Here is a 26686-nt window from a genome sequence, read left to right as displayed (position 1 = left end):
CATTCGCAACTCGCCATTTCAATACGGCCTCGTCTGCGCCCCTGCCCCCTCCAGAAACCGCAGCGCCGTTTGCACCGCATCCAACGCCACCGCCAGCCGCCGCAGGCGCTCCACCTCCGTGTAGCGGCTGCCCTCGGTCAACAGCGGCTGCAAAGCCCGGTGAGCGCGGGCGCATTCCTCCGCCGCCCGGTCGCGGGCTTCCTTCGCCCTGTTCGGCCATTCACGGGGCCTGGTTGCCATCGTTGAACCTCACATGCTCCCACGAGCACTGCTCTTTCCAGTCACCGTCGCCGTTCTGGTACGCGACGAAAAGATTGGCCACTTGATTAGCCTTCAACAAACTGGGGCAACGATAGTGCTGCTCCAAAGAGCCTTCCTGGTATTCCACGATGAAGCCATCTTTGCAGTCGCCAACAGTTTGTATGTAGGACATGCTGTCACGAGAAAGGATGATGGCCGTAGGAACTTTTGCGTCTTGAAGAAGACCCTCAAGCGCCTTTTTGCTCACGGGGCCAAGAATCTCAATTTTCATGCTTCACCTCGTCAATCATCGCCCGCACGCTTGCCGCCCGCCGCCGCACATACCGCACCACCGAACCGGCTACCATCGGCAGCCCGCTTGCAATGAACAGCAGCAGCGCCAGCAAAGCGCCCCGAAAATCCAGCACCGCCAGGCCGCCCAAAGTCGCCCCCACGCCCAGCACCACCAGCAGGCTCGTGTAGCCCTCGGTGTAACCGTGCCGCTCCGCCCAGTCCACGAAGGCATTGAACCCTACGCCAAACAGCAGCAAAGCGAAAAACACGCCCAGAAACAGCCCCAAATCCACCCCTAACATCACACCGCCTCCAACTGTGCTACCATCGGTGTAAACAAATCCCGGTAATCTTCCATGCTTTCCGTGGCTTTCTCCGGCCACAAAATCGCCGCCGCCAGCATCCCTTCCAGACGGTAAGCCTTCTGATACTCCGCTTCCACCGCCTCGGCCCAGGCCCCCAGCCGCTCGATATTCGCCTGCACATTCGCCGGAATGCCCCCCGTCACCGGGTCGGGCGCCCCGTCCTCGGCCTTGTCGCAGGCTCGGTAATACGCCGCCCACGCCTCCGCGGCTTCCACCTTCAACCGTGCCCGCAACCGTCGCGCCGCTTCCAGTTTCCTCACCATCGTCAGGCTGTCCATCGCGCACTCCTTTCAGGGCAAAAATGGTTTCGTTGGTGTGCCGCGCTGCCACAAATAACGCTGTACAGCCTCTGCGCTGCCGTCACGCGGCACAAATGCCGTCACTTCCTGCCACTTTTGACGTAAGCGCTCAAAAATCTCAATCCCCCACTTCCCATCGGGCAATTTGCACATCACTGCATACCGCCCATTGCGTAGCCGCCAAAACCTGCGAATGCTGCTGCCATTCTGCACACACTGCCGGATGGCAATCGCTTCACTACCATGCCGCTCCACGGCGTGCTGACTGGTTGCAATCTGCCCCCCGACCACCAGCGCCAGTCCGATAAGGCCCAGCACAATGGGAGCCAGCAGAATCATTACACAACCGCCCAGAGCGCCGTTGCCGTCGTCAGCATAAGCCATCGTGGTCATCGTTCCACCCCCAATGCCGCCAGCAGTTCCGGACGCTGGGCTTGCAAATAGCGGTATGCGCTCCCGGCCTCTTCAGTGATGTAATGGCTCTCGTTGAGGCAAAATTCCGTACACCCCTGCACTGCCTTGATGAAATCTGCGAGCACCGCGTCCTGTGGTAACGGCAAATTTACGGCAATGCTGTGGACGGCGTGATAGGTTGGCTGCCCATAGAGGGCCAGCAATACCAGCGCCGCCGCTGCCTTGTCTTCTTTCCTCAAATCGTCTGCCATCACCGTTGCTCCTTTCTCGCAACTCGCAATTCCTGCTTCCCTCCCTGGGGAAGCCGAGCATGCTCGCGCCCGGCCTCCCCGTCACAAGGAGGAAAAGATGAAACGCATGGGCCGGCTTGGCCCCAACACCCTTACTTTGGTTGGCAACCTCCGGTGTATACTGAAAATGTCGTTCTCCAACAATCACTCACGGAGGCTGCCATGTCTAACCGTCAATGTGCTTGCACCTTCTCTACCTGGCTCCGCCGCCAAATCCATCGTGATGACATCATCGGCGACTTCGCTCAGGATACTTTCTCTACTTCCGACCGCCCTCGTGGCAATGCAGGCTACAAAGTTTGGCGCAATTTCGTCCTCGTCAAATCGGGCAGTATCTACTCGCCAGGCTTTGAAGCGCTGGATGCAGCCTGGGCCGCATACCAGCGGGAATGCTGCTCACCTAACCGCTAACGCACCTTTCCCGCGTGCCTTCTTCACGATCTCCCACAGCACGCCCTCGTCCAGCGGTCTGCCGTCGGCCAGCGCCTCAACCTCATCCGCAGGCACCACCACCGTCTCCGTGGTGTACGGCGCTCGGTAAACCACCGAGCCGTCTTCCGTCACCCGCGGCACATCACGCCGCCCGCCGCCTTCCTTCATCTCCCGCCACTCGCGGTCGATCAGCCACTCTAACTGCTGCGCCATCGTCCGGCGGTTCAACTTCGCCAGCCGTCGCAACTTCTCACGGCCCCGCGCCGTCATCCGTACCGTCACATACTGCTCTCGTTCCTCTGCCATGCTTCCGCTCCCTGTTTGTTGTGTCTCTTGGGATTGGTATTATCCCTGCTGGAATAATAATACACCAATATACGCCATGTGTCAAGAGGGAAAATAGCAATCCCCACAGGGATAAGTTCTTCAGGTATAGTTTTTGTACCTGAAGGGATGGTATCTATGGACTTTGCAGCGTGGTTAGAAGAAGAACTAAAAAGCAGAGACTGGTCACAGTCTGAATTGGCGCGGCGGGGGCACATTCGCCCCAATACTGTCTCGCGGGTTTTGAATAGGGAGCGCGCCCCAGGCCCTGAATTTTGCAAGGCCGTTGCGCGTGCTTTGGGCTATCCCCCCGAAGTCGTCTTCCGCAAAGCAGGCATCCTCCCGCCCAAACCGCCCCAGGATGAAGAAACCGAAATCGCCCTTCATCTTCTCAAACAACTCCCCCCAGAAAAACGTCAGGCAGCCCTTCAGTTCCTCAAATTCCTTGCGCAGCAAGAATCTCCGCCTTTAGATGTTTCATCACTTTCCGATAAAAAGAGAGCCGGGGCCCCGGCTCTTGAGCGTTAAATGGGGTGTGCGAACAGGTGTTCACTTTTTGCGCAAAAACAGTATAAATTTATACTATTTTTGCACAATAGCGCAAATGGAGATGACAAATGCTTAACCTCAATGAAATGGAAGTCTTGTCTTCAATAGAGGTCGGCGATGGCACTGTTGTTGAAGTGCTTCAATATCCTATCCTGCGCGGCTCATCCGATATTCGCACGGCTGAAAAACTGTTCTACGCCACGCAAAGCGGCTTGCGCTTAAAGATGGTGCATATCAAGCTCAACAAATCCCATGTCCGTGTAGAACCTGGCGCACTTTACTTCATGAAAGGCAACCTGGAAATGAAGGCCAGCACAGGTGGTGGCGTCCTCAAGGGACTGGCGCGCAAAGTTGTTGCTGGCGAATCATTTTTCGTCAATGAAATTCACGGCACAGGCGAAATCTATCTCGAACCCACCTTTGGCCATTTCCTTCTGCATCGCATCACCCAGAAAGAAAGCGGTGTCATTGTAGACCGTAGTCTTTTCTACGCTGGCACTGCTGGGCTAGACATCAGCGCGGCTGTCCAAAAGAACATTTCTTCCGCACTTCTTGGCGGCGAGGGATTTTTCCAAACTAAAATCACTGGCGAAGGCGTTGCTGTTCTCTATTCACCTGTTCCCCAAGAAGAAATCATGCGCTTTACCCTTGAAGGCGACACGCTTTTTGTTGATGGCAATTTTGCCCTTATGCGAAGCGTTCAGGTTGACTTTAGCGTGCGCAAAAGCAGCAAAAGCTTGCTCTCCACCGCTGTATCAGGAGAAGGTCTTTTACAAACTTTCTCTGGCCACGGATACGTTTGGATCGCCCCCACCCAGGCAATCTACGAAAAACTTACAACCCAAACGGGCTTACGCTCACTATCTCAACCTCCTGGTTCAAGCAATACCCACACAACCACATCGACGAACAAGGGGAAAAAGTAAAATAGGGGTACACGCTTGTGGGGTGACAAGACATGCCCTCAAAAAGAACTCAAATCATCCGAAACAAGTTTCCCCCACGCACCATCAAGGGGTGGCTTCTTCTTGTTTTAGGCTTGTTCATCAGTGCAACCTGCACCTGCATGTCAGCCCTTACTATAGTAGGATTAGTTATCCCTCTTCCTACATCAACGCCCACGCTCTCCCCTACCCCCACCGTCACACCAAGCCCCACGCTTACCCCAACCATTACACCTACACCAACGATTACGCTCACCCCAACGATTACGCCTACGCCAACCATCACGCCCACCCCCACCATCACCCTCACACCTACAATTACGCCCAGCCCCACGCCCACCGTTACCCCCACCATTGACCCCAATGATCTGGGCAACCGTTTCATCCTTCAGGGCTACAGCCGCACAGTTCATCCCAAAGGCAGCGGCTGGATGCAAATCCTCACCAAGCCCGGCAACCTTTGCACCCTGGAATACATCCTCCCCAGCGGGCGCCGGTCTACAGCCAGAGGCTTGGGCAACACTTATGCCAACGACCAGGGCATTTGCTACTGGGCCTGGGTCATTGGCTCCAAAACAAAACCTGGTACAGGGCATCTTATCGTCACGGTCAATAACGTCAATCGCCAGACCTACCCCATCGAAATCAAACCATAAGGAGAGGCAACCATGCCCAACAGAGGAGGCTTTTCCTGGAAACGGGCAACAGGCGTCACCCGCGCCAAACAGCGCATTTCCAGAACCACGGGCATTCCCCTCACCAAAAGTGGCCGCCAGCGCAAGGTTGGCAAAATGATGACCGGCGGCTGCCTCTTGCCCACACTGCTCGTATCCCTCACCGCGCTCTTGCTCGCCGCGATACTGCTGTAGCCCCCCCCAATACTGAGCCCGCCACAGCGCCGCGGGCTTCCCTGCCAAACCATGACAACCCTTGTTGACAACCGCCCTCCCTACGTGTACAATATGTACACCAAGCCACCGGAGCCCTGAGCCCGCCCGTTTCCCCATAAGGGGCGGTAAGGGCGACCGGCAAAAAATTATGGGTTCACCCCGCGTCCGCGCCCTCCCCCCAGAGGGCGCGCCGCCTTTTAACCCCCAGTGAGGCTTCAAAGAAAACGCCCCCGCACAAAGCGAGGGCAAAGCAGGCGGCAACCGCCGCCGCACCGTGCCCGCGAACGAGCACGGGGGTTCCCACCCACTATACAGCAACCGCAAAGTTTTGTCAACCGCCTTCCTCGCCATGTTGACACCACGCCTCCCCGCATGTACAATCAAGTTGACAACCCCCACCCCCACCGGGGAGCGCAAACCATGAAAGAACTCACCCTCACCCTCACCAGCCCCGAAGAAGAAATCCACGGTCTTCCCCTCAACGACATCAGCGCCATTCTGGAAGACCTCGACCATCTTCTCACAGCCCAGGCAGGCAGCGAAGCCCCAGGCGCTGCCCAGCGCGCGCGTCTTACCGACATCCGCAAAGGCTCCCTCGTTCTGGTCTGCGAACTTCCCTACGGCTACCCCCTTGACCTCCTGCGTCAAATTCAACAGGCCCTCGCCGCAGGCAAAAGCATTCTCAACGCCAAAGCCTACGAAGCCCTCGCCGGCCTTGTCCGCCGTCTTCGCAGCCGCAACCTGCTGGCCGCCCTGCGCGTCCCTGCAGAACCCGACCTCACCATTGAACTCGCACCTGACACCAAAATAGCCGCCCCCCCCACCATTATTGAGCGCGCCACCATCTACGGCGTTCTCACTCGCGTTGGCGGCAGCGACCCGCCACGCGCCACCCTGCAACTCCCCAACGGCAAAAGCCTCACCGTCAACCTCACCCGCAAAAACGAAACCGGCATCCCAATGGCGCGCGCCCTCGCCGACCGCCTCTACAAAACCGTCGGCCTCAAAGGCGAAGCCCGCATCCGTCTTACCGACCACGCCATAGAGCACATGCGCGCCGATGAAATCATTCCCTATAACCCCACCCAAGACGCCGCCGAAGCCCTTGCCGCCCTCCGCGAAATTGGCAAAGACCTGCCCCCCATTTCCCAAACCGACCGCTTCTACGCCGATATTCACAACTAAACAAACCTCGCCATGCCACAAGTCAAACTTGCCGCCATAGATACCAATATCCTCATCTACCTCACCGCGCCGTCCGACGACCCGCCCAGCGACATACCTGCCGAAACGCTCCTGCTGCAAAAGAAAGCGCAGCATCTTTTTACCCAATTTCGGGAGCAGAAAATCGGCATAGCGCTACCTGCGGTCGTCGCAGGCGAATACCTTTCCCACAGTGCGTACAGTGGCGAAAACAAACTTGCCCAAACGTTAGAAACGCTACAAGCCCAATTCGTCATCTTACCCTTCAACACGCACGCTGCTGAAATCTACGCCAGCCTCATGCACCACCGCAAAGAAGGCGGCATTATCACGCGCTACAAAGACATCATGGGGGTCCCCAGGCGCTGCCTCCACGCCGACATTGCCATCTTAGCCACCGCAGCCGCTCACAACATTGCCGACTTCTATAGCGGCGAGCGCAAGCGTTTCCTGCGTGAACTTGCCAAGGCAACAGGCCTTACTGTTGACATCCATTACCTTGATAAAGTCTCTTTTCAGGAACGCCTTCTCTAATCAGCACGTTGTGTGTTTTGCGAATTTCCTCCCCTTCGGCCGAACCTTACCACCCACCCCATCCGTTCACCGAGCGCCAACCTCAGAGCGCATCTCCTGCTATACGGCTTTGGGAAGCGAACTGCGGTACCAACCGCCGATTCCTGCCTTACAAGGAAGAGGTCGCAGGTTCGAGTCCTGTCCCGCCCACAATCAAGAAAAAGCAAAGCCCCCGGTTGGGGGCTTTTTTTGTCGCGGAGGAATGGCGTAGAGGTTACCCTCGCCGCGCTCGCACATCCAGAGCCAGCACGCCGCGGCCTTCCGGCAGCACGCGCAGCGGGTTGATTTCGATTTCGGCCAGCGTGGGGAAGTCGGCGGCCAGTTGCGCCAGCCGGGCGAGGGTGTCTTCCACGGCGGGGCGGTCGGCGGGGGGCAGGTTGCGGAAGCCGGCGAGTTTGCGCCCGGCCCATGTGCTTTCCAGCAGGTGGCCGCGGTCGGCAGCGGTCAGCGGGGCCAGGGCAAAGGCGACATCGCCCAGCCCTTCGACCTCCACGCCGCCGGAACCGAACATCACCAGCGGCCCGAAAAGCGGGTCGCGCACCGCCCCCACGATGACTTCTTGCCCCTCGGGGGCCATTTGCTGCACCAGCGCGCCTTCCAGCCGCGCTTGCGGGAATGCCGCTTGCAGGCGGGCCATCATGGCTTCGTAAGCCTCGGCAACGGCCGCGGCGGTTTCCAGCCCCAGCACCACGCCGCCTGCATCGGACTTGTGGGCGATGTCGGGCGAGACCACCTTCAGCGCCACCGGGAAGCCCATTTTCTCGGCGGCTTCGGCGGCTTCGGCGGCATTGCGCGCCACGGCCTCTTGCGGGGTGGGAATGCCATAGGCCGTGAGCAGGGCGCGGATGGTGTTGGGGGGCAGCCAGCGGCCCGCGGGGGTGGTGTCTTCTGCCAGCAGGCGGCGGGCGGTGGCCGCTGCGGCTTCGTCCACCGGCTGCAGGGGGGGCTGGTCTGCGGTTTCCAGCCAGCGGGCGCGGCGGTAAAGTGCACCCAACGCCGAGGCGGCGTCTTCGGGGAAGCGGTATTCGGGCACCCGGGCTGCCCGCAGATGTGCCACGGCTTCGGCCACCAGCGGGTCGCCCATCGGCACCACCACCACCGGCTTGTCGGCGGTTTGGATGAGGGGGATCATGGCACGCGCGACCGCGCCCGCGCTGAACATGGGCGGCGGCGGCAAAATCACCATCACCATGTCCACCCCGGGGTCGTCCAGGCCAAGGCGCAGCGCCTGGGCATATTGTTCGGGCGAGGCCGAGGCCAACATATCCACGGGGTTGTGCAGGCTGGCCGCGGGAGGAAGGATCTCTTGCAGCAGTTGGCGGGTTTGGGCGGTCAGGCGCGCCAGCCGCAGCCCTTCGGCGGCGATGGCGTCGGCAGCAGTGACGCCCGGCCCGCCCGCGTTGGTGAGAATGAGCACCCGGTCGCCGCGTGGCAAAGGCTGCTGTGCCAGGGCTTCGGCCCATTGGAACATTTGCTGTACGGTGCCGGCGCGCAACACCCCGGCCCGCCGGAAGGCGGCTTCGAAGGCGCGCTCTTGCCCGGCCAGGGCCCCGGTATGCGAGGCCGCGGCTTGTTGCCCGGCTTCGGTGCGTCCGACTTTGAGCGCCACGATGGGCTTTTGGCGGGCGACGGTGCGGGCCGTTTCCACAAAGCGGCGGCCAGCCCCCACGCTTTCCAGGTACATGGCAATTGCCCGGGTGTGGTCGTCGGCGGCCACCACGGGCAGAATGTCGGTTTCGTTGACGTCGGCCTGGTTGCCCAGGCTGACCAGGCGGGAAAAGCCAAAGCCCTGCCCGCGGGCCCAGTCGATGACCGCCGCGGCTAATGCCCCTGAATGGGTGATGAAGGCGACGTTCCCCACGGGCGGGCCGGGCGGCGGCAGAAAGGTGGTATCCAGCGGCAGGTGGGTGTCGACCAGGCCGATGCAGTTCGGCCCCATCAGGCGCATGTCGTGGCGCTGGGCGATTTCCACGCACGCGGCCTCCAGTTCGGCGCCTTGCTGGCCGGTTTCCCGGAAGCCGCCGGAAGCCACAATGGCGGCGCGAATGCCCCGGCGACCGCAGGCTTCCAGCACGGGCGGCACCGCCGGCGCAGGGATGAGGATGACCGCCAGATCCACCGGGTCGGGCACGTTTTCCACGGAAGGGTACAGGGGGTGCCCCAAAAGTTGCCCGCCTTTGGGGTTGACCAGGTGCACCGCCCCGGGAAAGCCGCCTTCCAGCAGGTTGCGGGCCACGCCGTAGCCCAGTTTGGTGGGGTCGGTGGACGCGCCGACCACGACCACGCCGCGGGGCGCGAAGAAAGCATGCAGGGGATTGAGGGTAGAGGTCATGGGTGGCTCCGAAGGGGAGGGTCAGGCAGAGGGGGTGTTTTCCAGCCAGGCAAGGACGGTGGGCGGCAGGGGGAACGCCTCACCAGGGGGGATGACGACTTCTTCGGTGGGCACCAGGCGCAGTGTCAGGCCCGGCGCGAGGGGGTCGGCGTTGACCTGCAGTTGGAAACGGCTGGGGAAAGCAGCCGCCCCTGCGAGCAAGGCCAGCCCCTGCCCGCCTTCCGGTTGCAGCAGCGCGCCGTAAGCCGGCGGCGTGCAGCCTTCCGGCAGGGGAAGGCCGCGCGCCAGGGCAGCGGGGTTGGGGACTTCCTCGACTTGGAAGGCCAGGGCATTGAGGGCGTGGAAACGCAGGCTGCCGAAACGCTCGGTGAGGTCGTAATAGGCGCTTTGGGTTTTGGGGGCGCGTTGCAGTTTGAATAACCGAAAGCGGCTGGGGATGAAGTCGCTGCGGCGGTGTTTGCGCACTTTTTGGGTGGGGCCCACGCGCAGCAAGACCGCACTTTCCAGCCGCAGGGGGCGGCGGGTGGTGTTGGCGATGTTCAGGTGCCACGCCACCACGGGCTGCTGGCGGTGCAGGCGGTAGTGGCATTGCAGGCGCAGCCCCCCCTGGCGGCTTTGGTGGCTGCGGGTGCCGTAGAGCGCCGCGGGCGCTTCGGTTTGCAGGGTTTCCCAGGGGCCGTGGGTGGCGCGCTGGGGTGGAGGAGGGGCTGCTTCGCCGGGCAGCGGGGCGATGATCATTGCCTCGTTGGCCAGGGCTTTGCTCAGGCTGGGGCTGGGGAAGCGCACGGTGAGGAAGGTGCGGGCATGTTCCAGCGTGGGGGCGTCGAAGCGGCGCGGCAGCAGGGAAAACCCCGCGGCGCCGATGTCTTCCAGCGCCGGGTCGCCCCAGTCGAACAGGGGCACGAAATCCCACCACGGCAGGGAAAGAGGGCGAAAGAGGTGCTTGCGAGGTGAGGGCATGGAGCCTGCTCCAAATTCAGGGGTGGGGGCGTAGCACAGCGTGGGTTGTTGCTGCGGAAGCCATTATACCGGAAAACGCGCTCTGGCGACCGGGACGCTTCTCTCGCGACGCGCACCGCGCGGCATGAGGCCATCCGGCGGATTTTTTAGCCCGACCGCAGCGCAGGTGTGTCAGATTGTGGTTTGCTCCCCCGCGCGCTGAGCGCACTTTGGCTTCGTGCTTGACTTCCCCCGGCGCGGCCGCTATAATGAGGCCACACGATCGCGATTTGCCGCACGGGGAGCTCGGTGTTGCCGGGCTGAGAGGCGGGCCGGAAGCCCGCGACCCGTAGCACCTGATCCGGGTAATGCCGGCGGAGGGATGGCGAGCACTATGCTTTGCACACTCCCCAAACCCTTCGCCGCGCGCGGAGGGTTTTCGTTATGCATGTGCTGATTTGCGCCAATGGTGTGGCCGAGGCCACGACGATGGCCCCCGAGGCCGACCTTGTGGTGGCCGCCGATGGCGGCGCGCGGCTGTGCGAGGCCCTCCGCACGCGGCCCGATGTGCTCATCGGCGACTTGGATTCCCTCACCGCGGCGGAGGTCGCCCGCTGGGAAGCCGCAGGGGTGGAGATTTTGCGCTTCCCGGTCGATAAAGACCAGACCGACCTGGAACTGGCGTTGCGCCTCGCGGTGGCACGCGGCGCGCAGCGCATCACTGTTTTGGGGGCCTTGGGCGGCCGTTGGGATCAGAGCATGGCGAATTTGCTCTTGCTGGCCCACCCGCACTGGCGCGACCTGGATGTGGTGCTGATGGACGGCCCACAGCGCGCTTTCCTGGTGCATCACGCCGGGGTGGTGGAGGGCAAGCCGGGCGATACGGTTTCGCTGCTGGCAGTGGCAGGCGATGCGCGCGGCGTGACCGCCACCGGGCTGGCTTTCCCCCTCACAGATGGCGTGGTGCCGTTTGGCTGTGCCCTGGGCGTGAGCAACCGCCTGACTGCCTCGCGCGCCGAAATCACCGTGCGGCAGGGGCTGCTGCTGGTGTTCCACATCAGCGGCAAGCACCGCTAACCCTGTTTTGTGGAGGTGCTTCGATGAAAACCCGTCCTTTTGTCTATGCCGTGCTGACGGCGGCTTTCATGTTAGTGGTGTATTATGTCGCCGCGGTGTTGCGCGCCGATGCCGAGGGTATTGCCTGGAACACGGTCGATGCGGTGGTGTTGGCGGTGTTGGGGCTGGCGGCCGGTGCGGCCTGGGGCTCTCGGCCTGCGTTGGCGAAGTGGCGCACGATCGACGCCATCCTCGCGGCCAACCTGGCGTTGGTGTTCGGCCTGCTGTTCGTGGGCTGGAGCATGATTTGGGATTTGGCGAAGCCGCTGGAAGCCGCCTTCCCCGGCGCACGCGACCTGCTCTATGGCTTTTGGTTCATTGCCGGCATCATTGCGCCGTACATCATCCGCAAGCCCGGTGCGGCCATTGCAGCGGAAACCCTGGCCGCACTGGCGGAGTTCCTCGCCGGGGGCTATTGGGGGCTGACGTTGCTGATTTCCGGCCTGGTGCAGGGCGGCATGGCCGAGGTGGTGTTTGCCGCCACGGGTTACAAGAAGTACAACCTGACCACCTTGATGCTCGCCGGCGCGGCTGCGGGCGCGGGCAGCCTGGTGGTGGATTATATGTTCTGGTACAGCAATTTGAAACTCGGCGTGCTCGCCGCCATGCTGGTCGCGCGGCTGATTTCCGGCGCGGTGCTCTCGGGCTGGCTGGGGAAGGCCATTGCCGATGGCCTTTACCGCGCCGGGGCGCTCAATTCCTTCGCCATTGCCCGCGACGAGGCGTAAAAAGCGTGCTCCGGTGCTCCGGCGTCAAGTGCTCCGGTGGACGGAGCCACGGGGCACCGGAATACGGGGCAACGGGGCGACTTTTTTCTCATGATTTCCGTCTCTCACCTCACCATCCGTTACCCACGCACGTCAAAGCCCGCGGTGCAGGATGTTTCCTTCACCCTGCCCGCGGGCAGTTTGACGTTGCTTTTGGGCCCTTCCGGCGGTGGAAAATCGACGCTGGCGCTGGCTCTGACTGGCATCGTGCCGCATCACATTTACGCCCATGTGGAGGGGCAAATTCGCATCGGCGGCCTCGACCCTGCCGAAGCCGAGCCTGCCCGGATCGCGGCCACGGCGGGCATCCTCTTTCAGGACCCCGAGGCCGGTTTTGCCACCCTGACGGTGGAAGACGAACTCGCCTTTGGCCTGGAAAACCTCGCTGTGCCGCGGGAGGCCATGCCTGCCCGTATCCGGGCAGCCCTTGCCAGGGTGGGGATGGAGGCTTTTCTCAAACGCCGCCTCGATACGCTTTCCGGCGGCGAGGCCCAGCGGATTGCCCTCGCGGCCTTGCTCGCCATGGAGCCCCCGATTCTCATCCTCGACGAGCCGACGGCCAACCTCGATCCCCAGGCCACGCGCGAGTTTTTTGCCACTTTGAAGCGCCTGAAAGGCGAGCATACCATTTTGCTCATTGAGCACAAGCTGGATGCCTGCTGGCACCTGGCTGACCGGGTGCTCTTTTTGGGGGAAGCCGGGCGGCTGCTGGCCGCTGGGGAACCCACCGCGACTCTGGAAGCCCATTTGCCCCAAATTCTGGAAGCCGGCATCTGGGTGCCCTCTCACCTCGACCCGCGCGCCGGGCGCCGGCCCTTGCTCGATGCCTTCCCGGCTTTGAACGATGCACCGCCCGCGGTGGAAGTCCGTAACCTGGAATTTGCCTACCCCGAGGGCGCGCCGGTGCTGCGGGGGGTGAATTTGCGCATCCCCCAGGGCGATTTCGTGGCGCTGATGGGCGCGAATGGGGCGGGGAAGTCGACGTTGGCGTTGCACATGGCCGGGTTGCTGCCGCGGCCCCAGGCGGGTGAGGTGCGCCTGTTTGGGAAACCGCGAACCGCGCTTTCTCCGCGCGAGCAGGCCGATTTGGTGGGCTTTGTCTTCCAGAACCCGGAGCATCAGTTTGTCACCGACCGCGTGTGGGATGAACTGGCGTATAGCCTGAAGGTGCGCGGCTGGCCCGAAGCGCGCGTGCGCGAGCGGGTCGAGGCGCTGCTGGATGATTTTCATCTCACCGCCCACGCCGAGCGCAACCCTTTCACCCTCAGCCAGGGGCAAAAGCGGCGGCTGAGCGTGGGCACCATGCTAGCAGCCGGGCAGCGCCTGCTGATTTTGGATGAACCGACGTTTGGGCAGGACCGCAACACGGCTTACGCGCTGATGGACCGCTTGCGCGCCCTCAACCAGCAGGGGGTGACCATCGTGATGATCACCCACGACGAGCGGCTGGCGTGGGAATATGCCCGCCGGAAAGTGGTGCTGGCGGATGGGAAAGTGGTGAGGGATGAGGTGCTGAGGGGATGAGGAGATGCCAGGATGCCCTGTGCCCTGTGCATGGTGCACGGTGCCCGGTGCACAGTTTTAGGGAAACAGCCGCCGCGCTTTGACTTCGGCTACGGCATCGGGTTTGTAGCGGTAGAGCCGCGCGGGGCGGCCTTCCCGGCCGCGCTGGTAGTGCGGCGTGGCCTCGATGACGCCCGATTGCAAAATCCGCCGCCGGAAGTTGCGTTTGTCCAGTTTTTCCCCCAGGATGATTTCGTAAACCTGTTGCAGTTCGCTGAGCGTGAAGGTTTCCGGCAAGAGCTGGAAGCCCACGGCGGTGTATTCCAGTTTGTAACGCAGACGGCGGAGAGCGTAAGTGATGATTTTGCCGTGGTCGAAAGCCAGGGGCGGCAAGTCGTCAATGGGGAACCAGCACGCCTGCGCCGCGTCGTCGCCCCCCTCGGCGCGCACTGTGGCATCGGCCGGGATGAGTGCGAAGTAAGCCACCGTGATTACCCGCCCACGAGGGTCGCGCTCGGGGTCGCCGTAGGTGTAAAGTTGTTCCAGGTAGGCGTTTTCGACGCCGGTTTCTTCGGCCAGTTCACGCGCGGCAGCCGCTTCGAGGGATTCTTCCATGCTTACGAAGCCGCCCGGCAAGGCCCATTTGCCGGCAAATGGGGCACGCCCGCGGCGAATGAGCAAGACGTGCAGCCGGTTTTGCCGCACGGTGAAGGCGACGATGTCGACCGTAACAGCAGGGCGAGGGTATTCGTAACAGTAGGCCATAAGCGTGGCAGGCAGACCCCAGGGAAGAGGTTAGCGGGTCTCGCGATTGCGCTTCAGGCGCCCCAGCAGCCCGTGCTTGAGGGGGTTGTAGCGTTTGACCATGATGACATTGACTTCGGCCTGTTGGGCAATGCGTTGGGGAATGGTGCCAAAGACGGCTTGCTCTAAAAAGCCTTCTTCGGAAGCACCGATGACGATTTGCTCGAACTGGCGCTCTTTCGCATAGGAAAGCACGCCCTGCACGACGTCGTCGCCCGGCAAAATGCGCAATTCCACTGGGAAGTCGGTGATGGTGGTCAGCTGCTCCATCAGGGCGCGTTGGCGTTCTTCCGCGGCTTTCATATCGCCGTCGCGCGGCACGAGGTGGAGCGCCACAATTTGGGGCGGCGGCTCGCCGGGTTTGAGCGCCTTTTCCGCGGTGTAAACCGCCTGCGCGACCGCGATTTCCACGGCCAGTTGGGTGTGCGGCCCTCCGGCCACAGGCACCAGGATGCGCCGCGGCGGGGTAACGGGCTTGACCAGCCGCACGACGGCCAGGTCGCAGGGTGGGTTGGATGAAATAGCGTCGATGATGCTGCCGAGGTGAGCATCGCGGGTTTCGGAATAGCCGGGCCAGTGCAGTAGCATCAGGTCGGCGTGGCGTTCCTGCGCCGCGGTCACAATCGAGCGGGCGACTTTGCGCCCCAGCCGCAACTGGGTGCGCACCGGCACATCGTATTCTTGTCCCACCTCGACCACGGCTTCCAGCAGGGGGCGGCCTTGTTTCAGGAAGGCCCGGCCATCGTGCAGGCTTAACTGGTGCGGCACCCGCACGACGTGCAAGGCGAACAATTCGCCATCGTAATAATAGGAAAGCATTGCGCCCAGTTTGGCGATTTCTCGGCCTTCGGTAGCCGAAACCACCGGCACGAGAATGGAGAAGCGCCGCTCGGCGATGGTCTCTTCCAGCAAAATGGTGTCGGCTTCTTTCTGGGCTTCTTCGCGGCCGCCCCAGCGCCGGAAGAGATAAATGCCCAGCAAAATCCAGAGAATGGTCGCACCCCAGGCAATCGGGCTGGCGCGCAGCAGGTCCACAGCCAGGAAGCCTTGCACGGCAATCGCGAGGAGGGGCAGCGCAGGCACCCACGGCACTTTGAAGGGGCGTTCCAGGTCGGGTTGGGTTTTACGCAGTTGAATGAGGGAAATGTTAGTCAGCAAGAAGAGCATCAAGAAGGTGAGGGAAGCCCCGCTGGCGACGTCGGCTACCGGAAGGGCCACGGCCATGAAGCCAATCAGCAGGCCGCTAAAAAGGATCGCCATGTGAGGCGTGCGGTTGCGGGGGTGCACCTTCCCGAAAAGGGCGGGCAGGTCGCCGCCGCGCCCCATGGCAAAGGAAACCCGCGAACTGGAATACACCGTGGCGTTGAGCGCCGAGATGGTAGAAGCCAGGCCGCCCAGAATCATGATCAGCGTGCCGTAAGGCATGATGTGGGTCGCCAGGCGGATCATGGCGCGGTCGCCTTCCTTGCCGAGGTACATCCACGCGGGCAGACCGCCGGTTTCGGCATGGGTGAGGGCGCCCACGGCAACGAAAGCCACCAGCAGGTAGATGGCAACCACGATGATGATGGAGTAGAAGATGGCTTTGGGCAGGTTGCGCCCGGGGTCTTTCAGTTCTTCACCGCTCTGGGCGATGATTTCATAGCCTTCGAAGGCTACGAAAGTCAGCCCCATCGCGCCAAATACCCCCCAAATGCCGTGGGGGAAGGGGCTGGGGTCGCGCAAGAAGTGGTCGGGCCAGTTGGGAATGTTCATCATTGCTTTGATGCCAAAGCCTACCAGCACCAGCAGCACCACGATTTTGAAAATGGTCACCACGTTGCCGACGGTGCCGGTTTCAGAAGCCCCTTTCAGGTTGACGTACATGAACAGCGCGACCACCAGCAGGGCGAAGACCTTGATGGCTAAATCTTCAACGCTCAGGCCGAGGAAAATGGGCGTTTCGCTGAAATGGATGTTGCCCAGTTTGAGCAGTTCGACGAAAAAGGTGCCGAAAATGACGGCATAGAGGCTGCACGCAACCGAGTGGCTGAACCATGAAATCCAGCCCGCAAAAAAGCCCCAGAAGCGCGAAAGGGCGTGACGCACCCAGAGATAGCCGCCGCCTGCCTCGGGAATGGCCGAGCCGAGTTCGGCGTAGGTAAGGCCGGTGAGGCTGGTGATGATGCCGTTGAGGAAGAACGCCAACAGCAGGCCAACGGGGCCTGCTTCGCCGGCGGCAATGCCGGTGAGGCCGAAAATGCCTGCACCGATCATTGCCCCCACACCAATCATCGTGACGTCCATCAGCCCCATGCCGCGGCTCAGGGTGACGGACATTTTGCGACCATGACTCATAGCAAACCGCCTTGTGTGTGAAGATAGCAAGACAAAAGTGAAGGCGCCCCAAGGGCGCCCCGGAAAGGCTTGCGGTCGGGTTTATTCTACCAAAATTTCGGAAGCCGTGGCGCTGCCCTCGCTATTTAGAGCGGCTGGAGCACCCTATCTTGGCGAAGTTGCTTGAAGAGCAAAACGGTGCCCGGTGGTTGCGATTCCCGGGCGGCCTCCTGCCATGCTCGCATCCCCAGGCTTTCGGGCTTGCGAGGTGTGTAACCGAGTTGCTTCCAGAGCGCAGTTTGTTTTGCCATTGCCGGGGGGAGGAAAAGCAACGCTGCTTCGCATTGCAGTTCCTTGGAGCCGCGTTCCATTTCAGCCAGCATCAGCGAAGCCGCGGCTGCCAGTGGCACCTCGGGCAGCAGGTGAAATTCGTTGATGCGGGAAACCAGGTTTTCCACCTGCCATCCCAGCAGCCCCACCACCTCGTCGCCGCGGTAAAGCAGCAGGTAGGCCTTTTCGCCAAAGGCAGCCAGCACCTCGGCGCGTGAAATTTCTTTGTTGGTGGCTTTTTTCAGGAAGGCCGCAATTTCGCCGGCCTGTTTGGGGCCGGCTTTTTTGACCTTCAACGGCACGGTGGCGGGCTTCTCTTTTTGCCCCGGTTTGAGCACCTCGGAACGCTGCACGGCCAGGGTGATAGGGCGGGTGCCTTCGGCTTTTTGCGGCACCACCAGTTTCCAGGCTTTCCTGACCTGTTCCCACGTTTTTTCAAACGAGCCGTCGTTGTAAATCACGACATCGGCCGCGGCGATTTTGGCGCTCGGGGAGCCTTGTGCTTTGATGCGCTGTTCGGCTTCTTCGCGGGTCATGCCGCGTTTCTTGAGCAGCCGCTCGAGTTGCTTTTCGGGGGGCGCGGTGACCACCCAAATGCTATCGCAATGTTTGCGAAGGTCGCTTTCCAGCAACTTGATGGCTTCGATAGCGATGACCGGCTTGGGGCTGCGGCGCACCAGCCAGTCCACGGCCTGGCCGACCAGCGGGTGGATGATGGCTTCCAGTTGCCGCATGATTTCGGGGTCGGCGAAAGCCAGCCGTCCCAGTTTGCGGCGGTCGATTTCGCCGTTGGGGGTTAAAATCCACTGCCCGAAGGTGTCTACCAGGGGCTGATAGCCGGGTGCGCCTTTGGCGATGGCGCGGTGCCCTAAGGCGTCGGCGTCGATGCCGTAGGCCCCCAGGTGTTCCAGCATTTTGCGGACGACGCTTTTGCCTGTGCCGATGTTGCCGGTGATGCCGATGACGAATTTTCCGGGCCAGGTGCTCATAAGTCCTCCGGCGTGTGCCGTTGCCGTGGTTTGCTTCATTTTATCAGAAAACGGCCTGCTTTGGGAAAGCAAACGGGCCCGGAGGGGTTCCCGGGCCCGGCAGGTCAGGCGGGTTCGGGGGGTTAGGCCGTTTCCAGGTAGCGTTCCACTTCCCAATCGGTGACGCGCATGCGGAAGGCTTCCACTTCGGCGCGCTTGGCGCGCATGAAAGCATCGTAGAGCACGTCGCCCAGGGCCTCGCGCAGCACGGTGTCGGCTCCCAGTTCGTCGAGGGCTTCGCTCAGGAAGCCGGGCAGTTCGCGGATGCCTTTGGCGCGGCGCTCTTCGGGAGAAAGTTCGTAGAGGTTGACGTTGTTCATGGGCGGCGGGCAGGTGATACCGTTTTCGATGCCGTCCACCGCCGCGGCAATCATCACCAGGAAGGCCAGGTAAGGGTTGGCCGAGGGGTCGGGGAAGCGTAGTTCGGCGCGGGTGGCTTTTTCACGACCGGGGGTGTACCGCGGAATGCGGATGAGCGCCGAGCGGTTGATCTGCGCCCAGGCGATGTAAACCGGCGCTTCGTAGCCGGGCACTAAGCGTTTGTAAGAGTTGACCGTAGGGGCGACTACCGCGGCCAGGGCGCGGGCGTGCTTCAGTTGCCCGGCGATGAAGCCGTAGGCCAGTTTGGAAAGATGGTAGGGGTCATTGGCATCGTAGAACAGGTTTTCGCCCGCGGTGTCGAAGACCGACTGGTGGCAGTGCATTCCCGAGCCGTTGATGCCGAAGATGGGCTTGGGCATAAAAGAGGCAACCAACCCGTGCTGGTGGGCGATGGCCTTGACGGTATATTTCATGGTCAAGACGTTGTCGGCGGTGGTGAGGGCATCGGCGAAGCGGAAGTCAATTTCGTGCTGCCCCAGGGCGACCTCGTGGTGCCCCATTTCGACGTTCAGGCCCATACCGGTCAAGGCCTCCATGAGTTCGGTGCGTACCCGTACGGCCTCGTCGTTGGCGGAAAAGTCGAAGTAGCCGCCGACATCGTGAGGCACAGGGTGAAGCGCGTCGCCGCCGTTGCGTTTGAAAAGGAAGAACTCGGGTTCAGGGCCGATGTTGAACACCCAGCCGTGTTTCTCTTGCAACGCCTGGAGGTAGCGCTTGAGGCGCCCGCGGGGGTCGCCTTCGAAGGGTGTGCCGTCGGGGTGATAAACATCGCAGAAGATGCGCGCCCGGCGACGCTCTTCCGGCGACCACGGCAGCACGGCGTAGGTCTCGGGGTTGAGAATCAGCCACATATCGCTTTCCTGAATGCGGGCGTACCCCTCGACCGAAGAGCCGTCGAACCAGATGCCATCTTCCAGCGCTTCGTCCAGCCGCGAGGCCGGAATATCCACGCTCTTGACGGCGCCTGTCACGTCGACGAATTGCAGGGAAATGAATTTGACCCCATCTTCTTGGACGCGTGAGAGAAGTTCGTGCTTCGCCATGGTTTCCTCCTTACGAAAGAAGCGATTAAAACACAACAACCCCGCGGGGGTTCCCCTGGGGGTTGCATTCCGGAACAATGGCTTTCCGGTAGCCCACGGGTGGTGCCCCTTCCATACCACAACAGAGCGCCGCGGCGCTCTGTGCCACTGAACGCCCCTTGTCCCGCCCGTCGCCGGATGGTTTTCGGGTGCGTTCTTGCTCTGAAGGGGAAGAGGAGGCCCGTGGCCAGGCCTCGGAGGCATCCGCTGATCTACCCGATTTTCCCCCGGCCTAAAGCCGGGGTTAGCACACTCCTCGCGGAGTGGAACCTCCACCTCGTTATCTCACGGCGGCGTGCCGGGCTACCGTGAGACTCAGCCGCTACTCTCCCATGCTGTTGTACCGCCCCCAGGTTGGGGAAATTGTAGTGAAAATGGCGAATTTGTCAAGGGCAGCGAGAAAAACGCTGGCCGTGATACAATCGCGACAAGTCCACCTCTGGAGGTGATTTGTGCCACAAAAGCCCCTGGTGATTTTGACACATCCCATGCCCGAAACCTGGGTGGCGCCGTTGCGCGCGGCGGTGCGTTTGGTGATTGGCCCCGCTGACGTCGCGGGTGTGGATGCCAGCCTGCGGCCCTACTTTGCCGAGGTCGAAGGGTTGTTGACATGGCTCATTGACCCCGTGGATGAGGCTTTGCTGGCCCAAATGCCGCGCTTGAAGGTGGTTTCCAACCTTGCTGTAGGGGTCGACAACATCGATTTAGAGGCTTGTTCCCGCCGAGGCGTTGTGGTGGGACACACGCCGGGGGTGCTGACCGAGGCGGTGGCCGATATGACCTTTGCCCTCTTGCTGGCGATGGTGCGCGGGGTGTTGACTGCGGCGGAAGATGCCCGCGCGGGCCGCTGGGGGTTGTGGCGCCCTGACGCCTGGCTGGGGGCTGAATTGCACGGCAGCACCCTGGGCATTTTGGGCCTGGGGCAGATTGGGGCTGCTGTGGCCCGCCGCGCCCATGCCTTTGGAATGCGGATTCTCTACACCAGCCGTTCACCGAAGCCGGAAGCCGAGGCCGCCTGGGATGCTGCACGTGTGCCGTGGGAGACGCTCTTAGCCGAAAGCAATTTTCTCAGCCTGCATGTGCCGCTAACGCCTGAAACCCGGGGCATGGTAGGGGAAGCCGCCCTGCGACGCATGAAGCCCACCGCTTATCTGGTGAACATGGCACGCGGGCCGGTGGTGCAGACTGAAGCCCTGGTGCGGGCGTTGCGGGAAGGCTGGATTGCAGGGGCAGCCCTGGATGTGACGGACCCGGAGCCGTTGCCGCCTGAACACCCCCTTTATCGCCTGCCAAACTGCCTGATTACGCCGCACATTGGTTCGGCAACCCACACCACCCGCCGCCGGATGGCCGAAGTGGCGGTGGCGAATTTGCTGGCCGGGTTGCGGGGTGCGCCTTTGTTGCATCAGGCCAATGCCTGAAACGCCAAACGCCGCCCTTGAGAGGACGGCGTTTTCAGGTAGCGGGGGCAGGATTCGAACCTGCGACCTTCGGGTTATGAGCCCGACGAGCTTCCACTGCTCCACCCCGCAATGTTGGATGCCCCTTTCGGGTGCGGGCGAAATTATAGCAGCCTTTCGGAAGGGCGTCAAGCATCGCGCTGAAACTGTGTTTTTCCTTGCGTCGATGCTTGCACAACCTTTCGGGGCGTGCTATAATGCGGCTGCGCGGCGGTGGTTGAAAAGCGCGCTGATGTTGTGATGACTATTCCCCCTTCTTCCCCCTTGCGATGTAAATGAGCATGTTCCCAAAGAGGCCTCGGCGAGGCCGGCTTTGTGGTGTGTATTCGAAGGCTGTCCGGCAGTTGGCTGTGGACGGCGGCATTCCTTTTGAAACGGATTGACAATATGGAGATTTCAGAACTGCAAAAACATTCGTTGGCCGACTTACGCCAAAAAGCCCGTGAAATGGGCATTCCCCGCGCGTGGCGGATGAAGAAAGAGGAACTGCTGATTGCCATCCGCCGAGCCGAGGCCGAAGCGGAAGGGTTGGAACTCCGCGGTGGGGTGCTGGAAATTATGAACGAGGGCGTGGGCTTCCTGCGCACGCAGCATTACCGTGCCGGCCCAGATGATGTGTACGTCTCGCCGACGCAGATTCGCCGTTACAATTTGCGGAACGGGGATTTGATCATTGGTTATGTGCGCCCCCCGCGGGAAAGTGGCCGCTATTATGGCCTGAGCCGAATCGAAACCATCAATGGCTTGCCGCCCGAAGAGGCGTTGCACCGCCCGCGTTTCGAGTCGCTGGTGCCGATTTACCCCGACGAGCGCTTTGACCTCGAAACCGACCGGCATGCCCTGGCTACCCGTTTGATCAATCTGGTGGCACCGATCGGGCGCGGCCAGCGTGGCTTGATTGTTTCGCCGCCCAAGGCAGGTAAGACCACCATTCTCAAGCAGATTGCCAATGCCATTTCGCAGCGTTACCCTGACGTGCATTTGATGGTGGCCCTGATCGGCGAGCGGCCTGAGGAAGTCACGGATATGGACCGCTCAGTGGACGCTGAAGTGATTGCGGCGACTTTCGACGAGCCGGTGACAGAGCATGTGCGTGTGGCCGAGGTTGCCTTAGAGCGCGCCAAGCGCCTGGTAGAAATTGGCCGCGATGTGGTGATTTTGTTAGATTCCATCACTCGGCTGGCCCGGGCTTACAATTTGGTGGTCACACCCTCGGGCCGGACGCTTTCCGGCGGTATTGACCCTTCGGCGCTGTATCCGCCCAAGCAGTTCTTTGGGGCGGCGCGTAATATTGAGGATGGCGGTTCGCTGACCATTATCGCTACCTGTCTGGTCGATACCGGCTCGCGGCTGGACGATGTGGTGTATGAGGAGTTCAAAGGTACGGGCAATATGGAATTGCACCTCTCGCGGCGGCTGCAGGAACGCCGCATCTTCCCGGCGATCGATATTGAGCGCTCGGGCACCCGCCGAGAAGAGGTGTTGCTTGGCCCCGACATCACGCAACGCGTGTGGCTGATGCGCCGCATGTTCCAGCAGATGATTACCCCGCCGCCCCATGGCGCGGGCATGGATATCACAATGGCAACCGAAGCGATTCTGGAGCGTTTGCGCAAGACGCGCGATAATATGGAATTCCTGGAAACGCTTCACGAGGAGATTTAGCCATGTTACGTAAACTACACGGGCTGGTTGCTGTGCTGCTTGCCGCGGTGGTGCTGTTGCTGCCGTTGGGTGCAGCGTGGGCTTCTGGCCCTTTGAGTTCCCCCGAGGGGAGTGGCGGTGTGCCTGTGGTCATGCCGCCGTTGATCGACAACCCGACGAGCACGGGCATTCATCGGGATTTCCTGTTGCACACCATCATCCCGGCGCGCTCGCGGGTTGATGTCATTGACTACACCGTACAAATGGGCGATTCGTTGTTCAGCATTGCCCGCCGTTTTGGCATCACGCCGGAAACCCTGCTGTGGGCTAATTATGGTGTGTTGCGCGACAACCCCGACTTGCTTGCGCCGGGGAAGAAACTCAAAATTCCGCCGGTCAACGGCGTGTATTACAAGTGGGAAAAGGGCGACACTTTTGAAAGTGTAGCCAGGAAGTTCCACAGCACCCCAGAAGCCATTCGGGATTTTGAAGGGAACCACATTGACCCGTTGAACCCGAAGGTGGAACCCGGCACGTGGGTGATGGTGCCTGGTGGCCGCCGCCCCTTCAAGCAGTGGGTGGTGCCGACCATTCCGCGCGGCAAGGCTGGCGTGTCGTTGGGTTACCTTGGGCCGGGCGCCTGCCCTGGCGGCTACACGGGCGCGGTGGGCAGCGGGACGTTTGTCTGGCCGACGCCGCTCCATCGCCTGGTGGGCAACAATTATGGCCCCAGTCATCTGGCTGTGGACCTGGCGACGTGGGTTGGCGGCCCTATCTATGCGGCCGATGCGGGCGTGGTGGTGTTTGCAGGCTGGTCGACCGTGGGTTATGGCAACATGATCATGATCGACCACGGTAACGGCTATCAGACGCTTTACGCGCACTTGAGCCAGGTCAATGTGCATTGCGGTCAGAGCGTTTTTCAGGGGCAATTGATTGGCCTGGGTGGCTCGACGGGCAATTCGACTGGCCCACACTTGCACTTTGAAGTGCGCTACAAAGGCGGCTTTATCAACCCGTGGACGGTGCTACCGCCGCCGTAAGAGAGTGGCAGATATGGCCTGTGGGGGCCGACGTGCCCCCCAGGCCTTTCGCATAGGCAGGTGCAAGGCGTAGCGTTTCTTGACTTCCATCGGTGTTTGTGCTATTTTTACACCGCGTAATGAGACGAAAGGAGGTGGTGCAGACAGCGGAAGAGTGTGACGCGACGCGTACGAGTCCCCTGTAGTTCCCGTTTTATTCCCTACCTAACCTTTTAGGAGGAGAAAGATGAGCAAGCGTTTCTGGTTTACGGTGTTCGCCCTGTTGATCGCGGCGTCGATGGTGTTGGGCGCCTGCGCTCCGAAGGCGACGCCGACCCCTGCGCCTCAGCAGACTGAGGCCGCGACGCAGGCGCCGCAGCCGACGACGCCTCCGCCGACCCCCACCCCCAAGCCGCACACCGGTGCCTGGGTGGATGAGGTCGTGGTTTCCACCTTCGACCAGGAGCAGGCGATTGCCCGCTTGAAGGCTGGCGATGTGGATATCTACGCCGACACGCTCACTGACCCCGACCTGCTGAAAGAGGTCAAGAGCAACCCTGACCTGGAAGCCGCCCAGACGGCCACCGGCAGCATGGTTGACATCCATGTCAACCCCACTGAGTTCAAGGAAGGCTTCAACCCCTTCCATGATCCTCAGATCCGCGAAGCCCTGCACTGGCTGCTGGACCGCGAATACGTGGCGAAGAACATCCAGGGCGGGTTGGCGACCCCGATGTACAGCGCACTTTCGCCCAACATGCCTGACTACGTGAACATCATCGACACGATGAAGGCACTGGAGGCGAAATATCGCTACAACCCTGAAAAGGGTGACAAAGTGATCGCCGAGCGCATGCAGGCTTTGGGCGCGGAGATGAAAGACGGCAAGTGGTACATGAACGGCGAGCCCGTTGTAGTCCACTTCCTCATCCGCACCGACCTCTGGAAAAACAAGCAGATCGGTGACCTCTTCTCTGACCAGTTGGAAAAGGCTGGCTTCACCGTCGACCGCCAGTACAAGACGCGCGACGAGACCAGCCCCATCGTGTTTGGCAGTGACCCCACCGACGGCACCTGGAACCTCTACATCGGTGGGTGGGGCAACTCCGCGATTCCGCGTGACGAGTCTTCCAACTGGGGCTTCTTCTACACCAAACTGGGCATCGGCGTGCCGCTGTGGCAGGCCTACAACCCGCCCAAGGAAGCCTTCGAGATTGCCAAGAAGCTCTGGAATGGTCAGTACGACACCATCCAGGAACGCACCGAACTGATGCGCAAGGCCGCCGAGATGTTCACCGCCTGGAACACCCACATGTTCGTGGTGATGTTGACTGGCTTCCAGCCCTATCGCAAGGGGCTGAGCGTGGCCTACGACCTGGCGGCAGGCATTGGCGGTTCTGACATTTGGCCTTACACCATCCGCTGGGCTGACAAGACCGGTGGTACGGTCAAGTTTGCCGAGAAGAGCCTCTTCATCGATCCGTGGAACCCTGTCGACGGCAGCAACTGGGCCTACGACTTGGCCGTGCAGGCTGCGACCAACGACAAGGGTGTCTTCATGGATCCGTACACTGGCCTGGCTCGCCCCGAGCGCATCGAGAAGGCCGAAATCGATGTGGTCAAGGGCACCCCGGTGCAGAAGACCCTCGACTGGGTTGACCTGAAGTTCGTGGACAAGATTGACGTGCCCGGTGACGCCTGGGTTGACTGGGACGCCAAGAACCAGAAGTGGATCACCGCCGATGAAATGAACGCCAAGATCCAGGCCGCCAAGGACAAGGTTGACAAGGCCAAGGCGACCGCGAAAGATCTGGCGAGCAAAGTTGAGACCATTGACGAGAATTCGGTGAAGGCGTACCTGGCCGACCTGGCGAAAGCCTACGGCGTGGACGTCGACGTCGAAGCCTACTTCAAGGACAAGGACGCTGCGAAGGCGTTGACCGACAAAGTCGCCGAGATCAACAAGGCCGACGACAAGGCCGCTGCGCTGGCTGCCTACGGTGTGGACTTCCTGTCTCAGCAGGATGCCGCTACTTTCGACCTGGCCGGCAAAGACCTCTACAAGACGGCCAAGATGGTCTCCATCGTGACCTACCCGAAGGACCTCTTCCAGAAGGTGACCTGGCAGGATGGCAGCCACCTCTCGCTGGGCGACTTCGTGTACAACATGATCCTCACCTTTGACCGCGGCAAGAAAGATAGCGCCATCTACGACGAGAGCGCTGCGGACAACCTGGCTGCTTATCTCAGCCACTTCAAGGGTGTGAAGATCGTCTCCACCGACCCGCTGACCATCGCGACCTACGACGATGGCGTGGCCACGCTGGATGCCGAGAACCTGGTGACCACCTGGTTCCCGCAACACGCCCAGGGTTGGGACGTGCTCTCCGTCGCTGCTGCGGCTGAGGCCGATGGCAAACTGGCCTTCTCCAGCGACAAGGCTGACAAGAAGAAGGCCGAGTGGACGAGCTTCATCGCTGGCCCGAGCCTGAAGATCCTGGCTCAGTATCTGGATGAGGCCGCCAAGAACAATACGATTCCTTACGCCCCCACGCTGAAGAACTACATCACCACCGACGAGGCGAAGACCCGCTACGCCAACCTGCAGAAGTTCTACAAAGAATACGGTCACTTCTGGGTTGGTAATGGCCCCTTCATCCTCACCCAGGTGGACACCACCAACAAGACCGCGGTCTTGAAGCGCTACGCCGACTTCCCGGATGACTCCGCGAAGTGGTCGATCTTCGGTGCGCCCATGCTGGCGACCGTGGAAATCGACGGCGACGCGCAGGTTGTCCAGGGCAAGGATGCTTCCTTCGATGCTTACGTCACCTTCAAGGACAAGCCGTATCCGTCGGACCAGTTGGAGAAAGTGGAATACCTGGTCTTCGACGAAAACGGCAACATGCTGACCCGTGGCGAAGCCAAGATGACCGAGGAAGGCACGTACCAGATCTCCATTCCTGGCGACGTGACCTCCAAGTTCACCGCTGGCTCGCTGAAACTGCAAGTCGTGGCGGTCTCCAAGGCCGTTGCGGTGCCCGGCGTCGCTTCCTTTGACTTTGTGGTTGTAGCGCCGTAAGTTCGTTCTTGAAGAGGCCAGTGGGGGGCTGCCCCCACTGGCCTTTTTTGCTTTGAAGGAACA

General features: G+C 61.4%; 26 protein-coding genes, 1 tRNA gene, 1 pseudogene and 1 riboswitch. Of the genes and pseudogenes, 14 read left to right on the top strand and 14 right to left on the bottom strand.

Features of this window, described 5'->3' with window-relative positions; genetic code table 11:
- Positions 1-18 precede the first annotated feature (18 nt).
- The 6 genes from ENJ54_01030 to ENJ54_01005 are packed head-to-tail and all read right to left on the bottom strand — an operon-like array spanning position 19 to position 1863.
- On the bottom strand, positions 19-240 hold the full coding sequence (locus tag ENJ54_01030) for a hypothetical protein (protein ID HFC08427.1): 222 nt from the start codon (positions 238-240) through the stop codon (positions 19-21).
- On the bottom strand, positions 221-532 hold the full coding sequence (locus ENJ54_01025) for a hypothetical protein (GenBank protein HFC08426.1): 312 nt from the start codon (positions 530-532) through the stop codon (positions 221-223). The genes ENJ54_01030 and ENJ54_01025 overlap by 20 nt, the downstream gene beginning before the upstream one ends.
- Positions 522-836: a hypothetical protein gene (locus ENJ54_01020; GenBank protein ID HFC08425.1), complete on the bottom strand. Its 315-nt coding sequence runs from the start codon at positions 834-836 to the stop codon at positions 522-524. The genes ENJ54_01025 and ENJ54_01020 overlap by 11 nt, the downstream gene beginning before the upstream one ends.
- Entirely contained in the window at positions 836-1177 is a 342-nt protein-coding gene (locus ENJ54_01015; protein HFC08424.1) for a hypothetical protein, read from the bottom strand. The genes ENJ54_01020 and ENJ54_01015 overlap by 1 nt, the downstream gene beginning before the upstream one ends.
- Before the next feature lie 12 nt (positions 1178-1189).
- On the bottom strand, positions 1190-1591 hold the full coding sequence (locus ENJ54_01010; GenBank protein HFC08423.1) for a hypothetical protein: 402 nt from the start codon (positions 1589-1591) through the stop codon (positions 1190-1192).
- Complete coding sequence (locus ENJ54_01005) at positions 1588-1863, bottom strand: hypothetical protein (protein ID HFC08422.1); 276 nt, start codon at positions 1861-1863, stop codon at positions 1588-1590. The genes ENJ54_01010 and ENJ54_01005 overlap by 4 nt, the downstream gene beginning before the upstream one ends.
- A gap of 201 nt (positions 1864-2064) precedes the next feature.
- Here ENJ54_01005 and ENJ54_01000 point away from each other — a divergent pair, with 201 nt between their 5' ends.
- Entirely contained in the window at positions 2065-2313 is a 249-nt protein-coding gene (locus ENJ54_01000) for a hypothetical protein (protein HFC08421.1), read from the top strand.
- Here ENJ54_01000 and ENJ54_00995 read toward each other — a convergent pair.
- Positions 2299-2640, bottom strand: coding sequence for a hypothetical protein (locus tag ENJ54_00995; protein HFC08420.1), 342 nt, complete (start codon positions 2638-2640; stop codon positions 2299-2301). The genes ENJ54_01000 and ENJ54_00995 overlap by 15 nt on opposite strands.
- Before the next feature lie 147 nt (positions 2641-2787).
- Here ENJ54_00995 and ENJ54_00990 point away from each other — a divergent pair, with 147 nt between their 5' ends.
- The 6 genes and pseudogenes from ENJ54_00990 (at position 2788) to ENJ54_00965 (ending at position 6778) form a co-directional block, all read left to right on the top strand.
- A complete protein-coding gene (locus tag ENJ54_00990; GenBank protein HFC08419.1) occupies positions 2788-3186 on the top strand; it encodes a helix-turn-helix domain-containing protein in 399 nt (132 codons plus the stop codon).
- Between the two features lie 107 nt (positions 3187-3293).
- Positions 3294-4133, top strand: a complete 840-nt coding sequence (locus tag ENJ54_00985; GenBank protein HFC08418.1) for an AIM24 family protein — start codon at positions 3294-3296, stop codon at positions 4131-4133.
- Positions 4134-4306: 173 nt separating this feature from the next.
- Positions 4307-4504, top strand: a pseudogene (locus tag ENJ54_00980) (hypothetical protein).
- Positions 4505-4819: 315 nt separating this feature from the next.
- The gene (locus ENJ54_00975) at positions 4820-5020 is read left to right on the top strand and encodes a hypothetical protein (protein ID HFC08417.1); all 201 of its coding nucleotides are present in this window, start codon (positions 4820-4822) and stop codon (positions 5018-5020) included.
- Between the two features lie 441 nt (positions 5021-5461).
- The gene (locus tag ENJ54_00970; protein ID HFC08416.1) at positions 5462-6226 is read left to right on the top strand and encodes a hypothetical protein; all 765 of its coding nucleotides are present in this window, start codon (positions 5462-5464) and stop codon (positions 6224-6226) included.
- 12 nt (positions 6227-6238) lie between these two features.
- On the top strand, positions 6239-6778 hold the full coding sequence (locus tag ENJ54_00965) for a PIN domain-containing protein (GenBank protein HFC08415.1): 540 nt from the start codon (positions 6239-6241) through the stop codon (positions 6776-6778).
- Between the two features lie 253 nt (positions 6779-7031).
- On the opposite strand, the gene ENJ54_00960 is transcribed toward ENJ54_00965, so the two are convergent.
- Both ENJ54_00960 and ENJ54_00955 read right to left on the bottom strand, forming a co-directional pair.
- Positions 7032-9149 carry a CoA-binding protein gene (locus tag ENJ54_00960; GenBank protein ID HFC08414.1) on the bottom strand — a complete coding sequence of 706 codons (2118 nt, stop codon included), beginning with the start codon at positions 9147-9149 and terminating at the stop codon, positions 7032-7034.
- Positions 9150-9170: 21 nt separating this feature from the next.
- Entirely contained in the window at positions 9171-10109 is a 939-nt protein-coding gene (locus tag ENJ54_00955) for a hypothetical protein (GenBank protein ID HFC08413.1), read from the bottom strand.
- Between the two features lie 267 nt (positions 10110-10376).
- Positions 10377-10488: riboswitch (TPP riboswitch) on the top strand.
- A 44-nt stretch (positions 10489-10532) separates the two neighbouring features.
- Between ENJ54_00955 and ENJ54_00950 the strand changes: the two genes are divergently transcribed.
- The 3 genes from ENJ54_00950 (at position 10533) to ENJ54_00940 (ending at position 13495) form a co-directional block, all read left to right on the top strand.
- Complete coding sequence (locus ENJ54_00950; protein ID HFC08412.1) at positions 10533-11165, top strand: thiamine diphosphokinase; 633 nt, start codon at positions 10533-10535, stop codon at positions 11163-11165.
- A 23-nt stretch (positions 11166-11188) separates the two neighbouring features.
- The gene (locus ENJ54_00945; protein HFC08411.1) at positions 11189-11932 is read left to right on the top strand and encodes a thiamine permease; all 744 of its coding nucleotides are present in this window, start codon (positions 11189-11191) and stop codon (positions 11930-11932) included.
- A gap of 90 nt (positions 11933-12022) precedes the next feature.
- Complete coding sequence (locus tag ENJ54_00940; protein ID HFC08410.1) at positions 12023-13495, top strand: ABC transporter ATP-binding protein; 1473 nt, start codon at positions 12023-12025, stop codon at positions 13493-13495.
- Between the two features lie 57 nt (positions 13496-13552).
- Here ENJ54_00940 and ENJ54_00935 read toward each other — a convergent pair whose 3' ends face one another.
- The 4 genes from ENJ54_00935 to glnA all read right to left on the bottom strand — a co-directional run bounded on the left by ENJ54_00935 (position 13553) and on the right by glnA (position 19376).
- On the bottom strand, positions 13553-14239 hold the full coding sequence (locus tag ENJ54_00935) for an NUDIX hydrolase (GenBank protein ID HFC08409.1): 687 nt from the start codon (positions 14237-14239) through the stop codon (positions 13553-13555).
- 30 nt (positions 14240-14269) lie between these two features.
- Entirely contained in the window at positions 14270-16615 is a 2346-nt protein-coding gene (locus tag ENJ54_00930) for an amino acid permease (protein HFC08408.1), read from the bottom strand.
- Positions 16616-16740: 125 nt separating this feature from the next.
- On the bottom strand, positions 16741-17913 hold the full coding sequence (locus ENJ54_00925; protein HFC08407.1) for a dephospho-CoA kinase: 1173 nt from the start codon (positions 17911-17913) through the stop codon (positions 16741-16743).
- A 122-nt stretch (positions 17914-18035) separates the two neighbouring features.
- The gene (gene glnA / locus ENJ54_00920) at positions 18036-19376 is read right to left on the bottom strand and encodes a type I glutamate--ammonia ligase (GenBank protein HFC08406.1); all 1341 of its coding nucleotides are present in this window, start codon (positions 19374-19376) and stop codon (positions 18036-18038) included.
- A 527-nt stretch (positions 19377-19903) separates the two neighbouring features.
- Here glnA and ENJ54_00915 point away from each other — a divergent pair.
- Positions 19904-20836 carry a D-glycerate dehydrogenase gene (locus tag ENJ54_00915; GenBank protein ID HFC08405.1) on the top strand — a complete coding sequence of 311 codons (933 nt, stop codon included), beginning with the start codon at positions 19904-19906 and terminating at the stop codon, positions 20834-20836.
- Between the two features lie 36 nt (positions 20837-20872).
- Here ENJ54_00915 and ENJ54_00910 read toward each other — a convergent pair.
- A tRNA-Met gene (locus tag ENJ54_00910) sits at positions 20873-20947 on the bottom strand.
- 315 nt (positions 20948-21262) lie between these two features.
- Here ENJ54_00910 and ENJ54_00905 point away from each other — a divergent pair.
- The 3 genes from ENJ54_00905 (at position 21263) to ENJ54_00895 (ending at position 26623) form a co-directional block, all read left to right on the top strand.
- Complete coding sequence (locus ENJ54_00905; protein ID HFC08404.1) at positions 21263-22540, top strand: transcription termination factor Rho; 1278 nt, start codon at positions 21263-21265, stop codon at positions 22538-22540.
- A gap of 2 nt (positions 22541-22542) precedes the next feature.
- The gene (locus ENJ54_00900; GenBank protein ID HFC08403.1) at positions 22543-23562 is read left to right on the top strand and encodes a M23 family metallopeptidase; all 1020 of its coding nucleotides are present in this window, start codon (positions 22543-22545) and stop codon (positions 23560-23562) included.
- Positions 23563-23788: 226 nt separating this feature from the next.
- Entirely contained in the window at positions 23789-26623 is a 2835-nt protein-coding gene (locus ENJ54_00895; protein HFC08402.1) for a hypothetical protein, read from the top strand.
- The last annotated feature ends 63 nt before the right edge of the window (positions 26624-26686 follow it).

This window comes from Chloroflexota bacterium, from assembly GCA_011322445.1.
GTDB lineage: Bacteria > Chloroflexota > Anaerolineae > Anaerolineales > DRMV01 > DRMV01.
The sequence above is the reverse complement of the archived record's forward strand: the minus strand, read 5'-3'. Positions and strand labels throughout refer to the sequence as shown.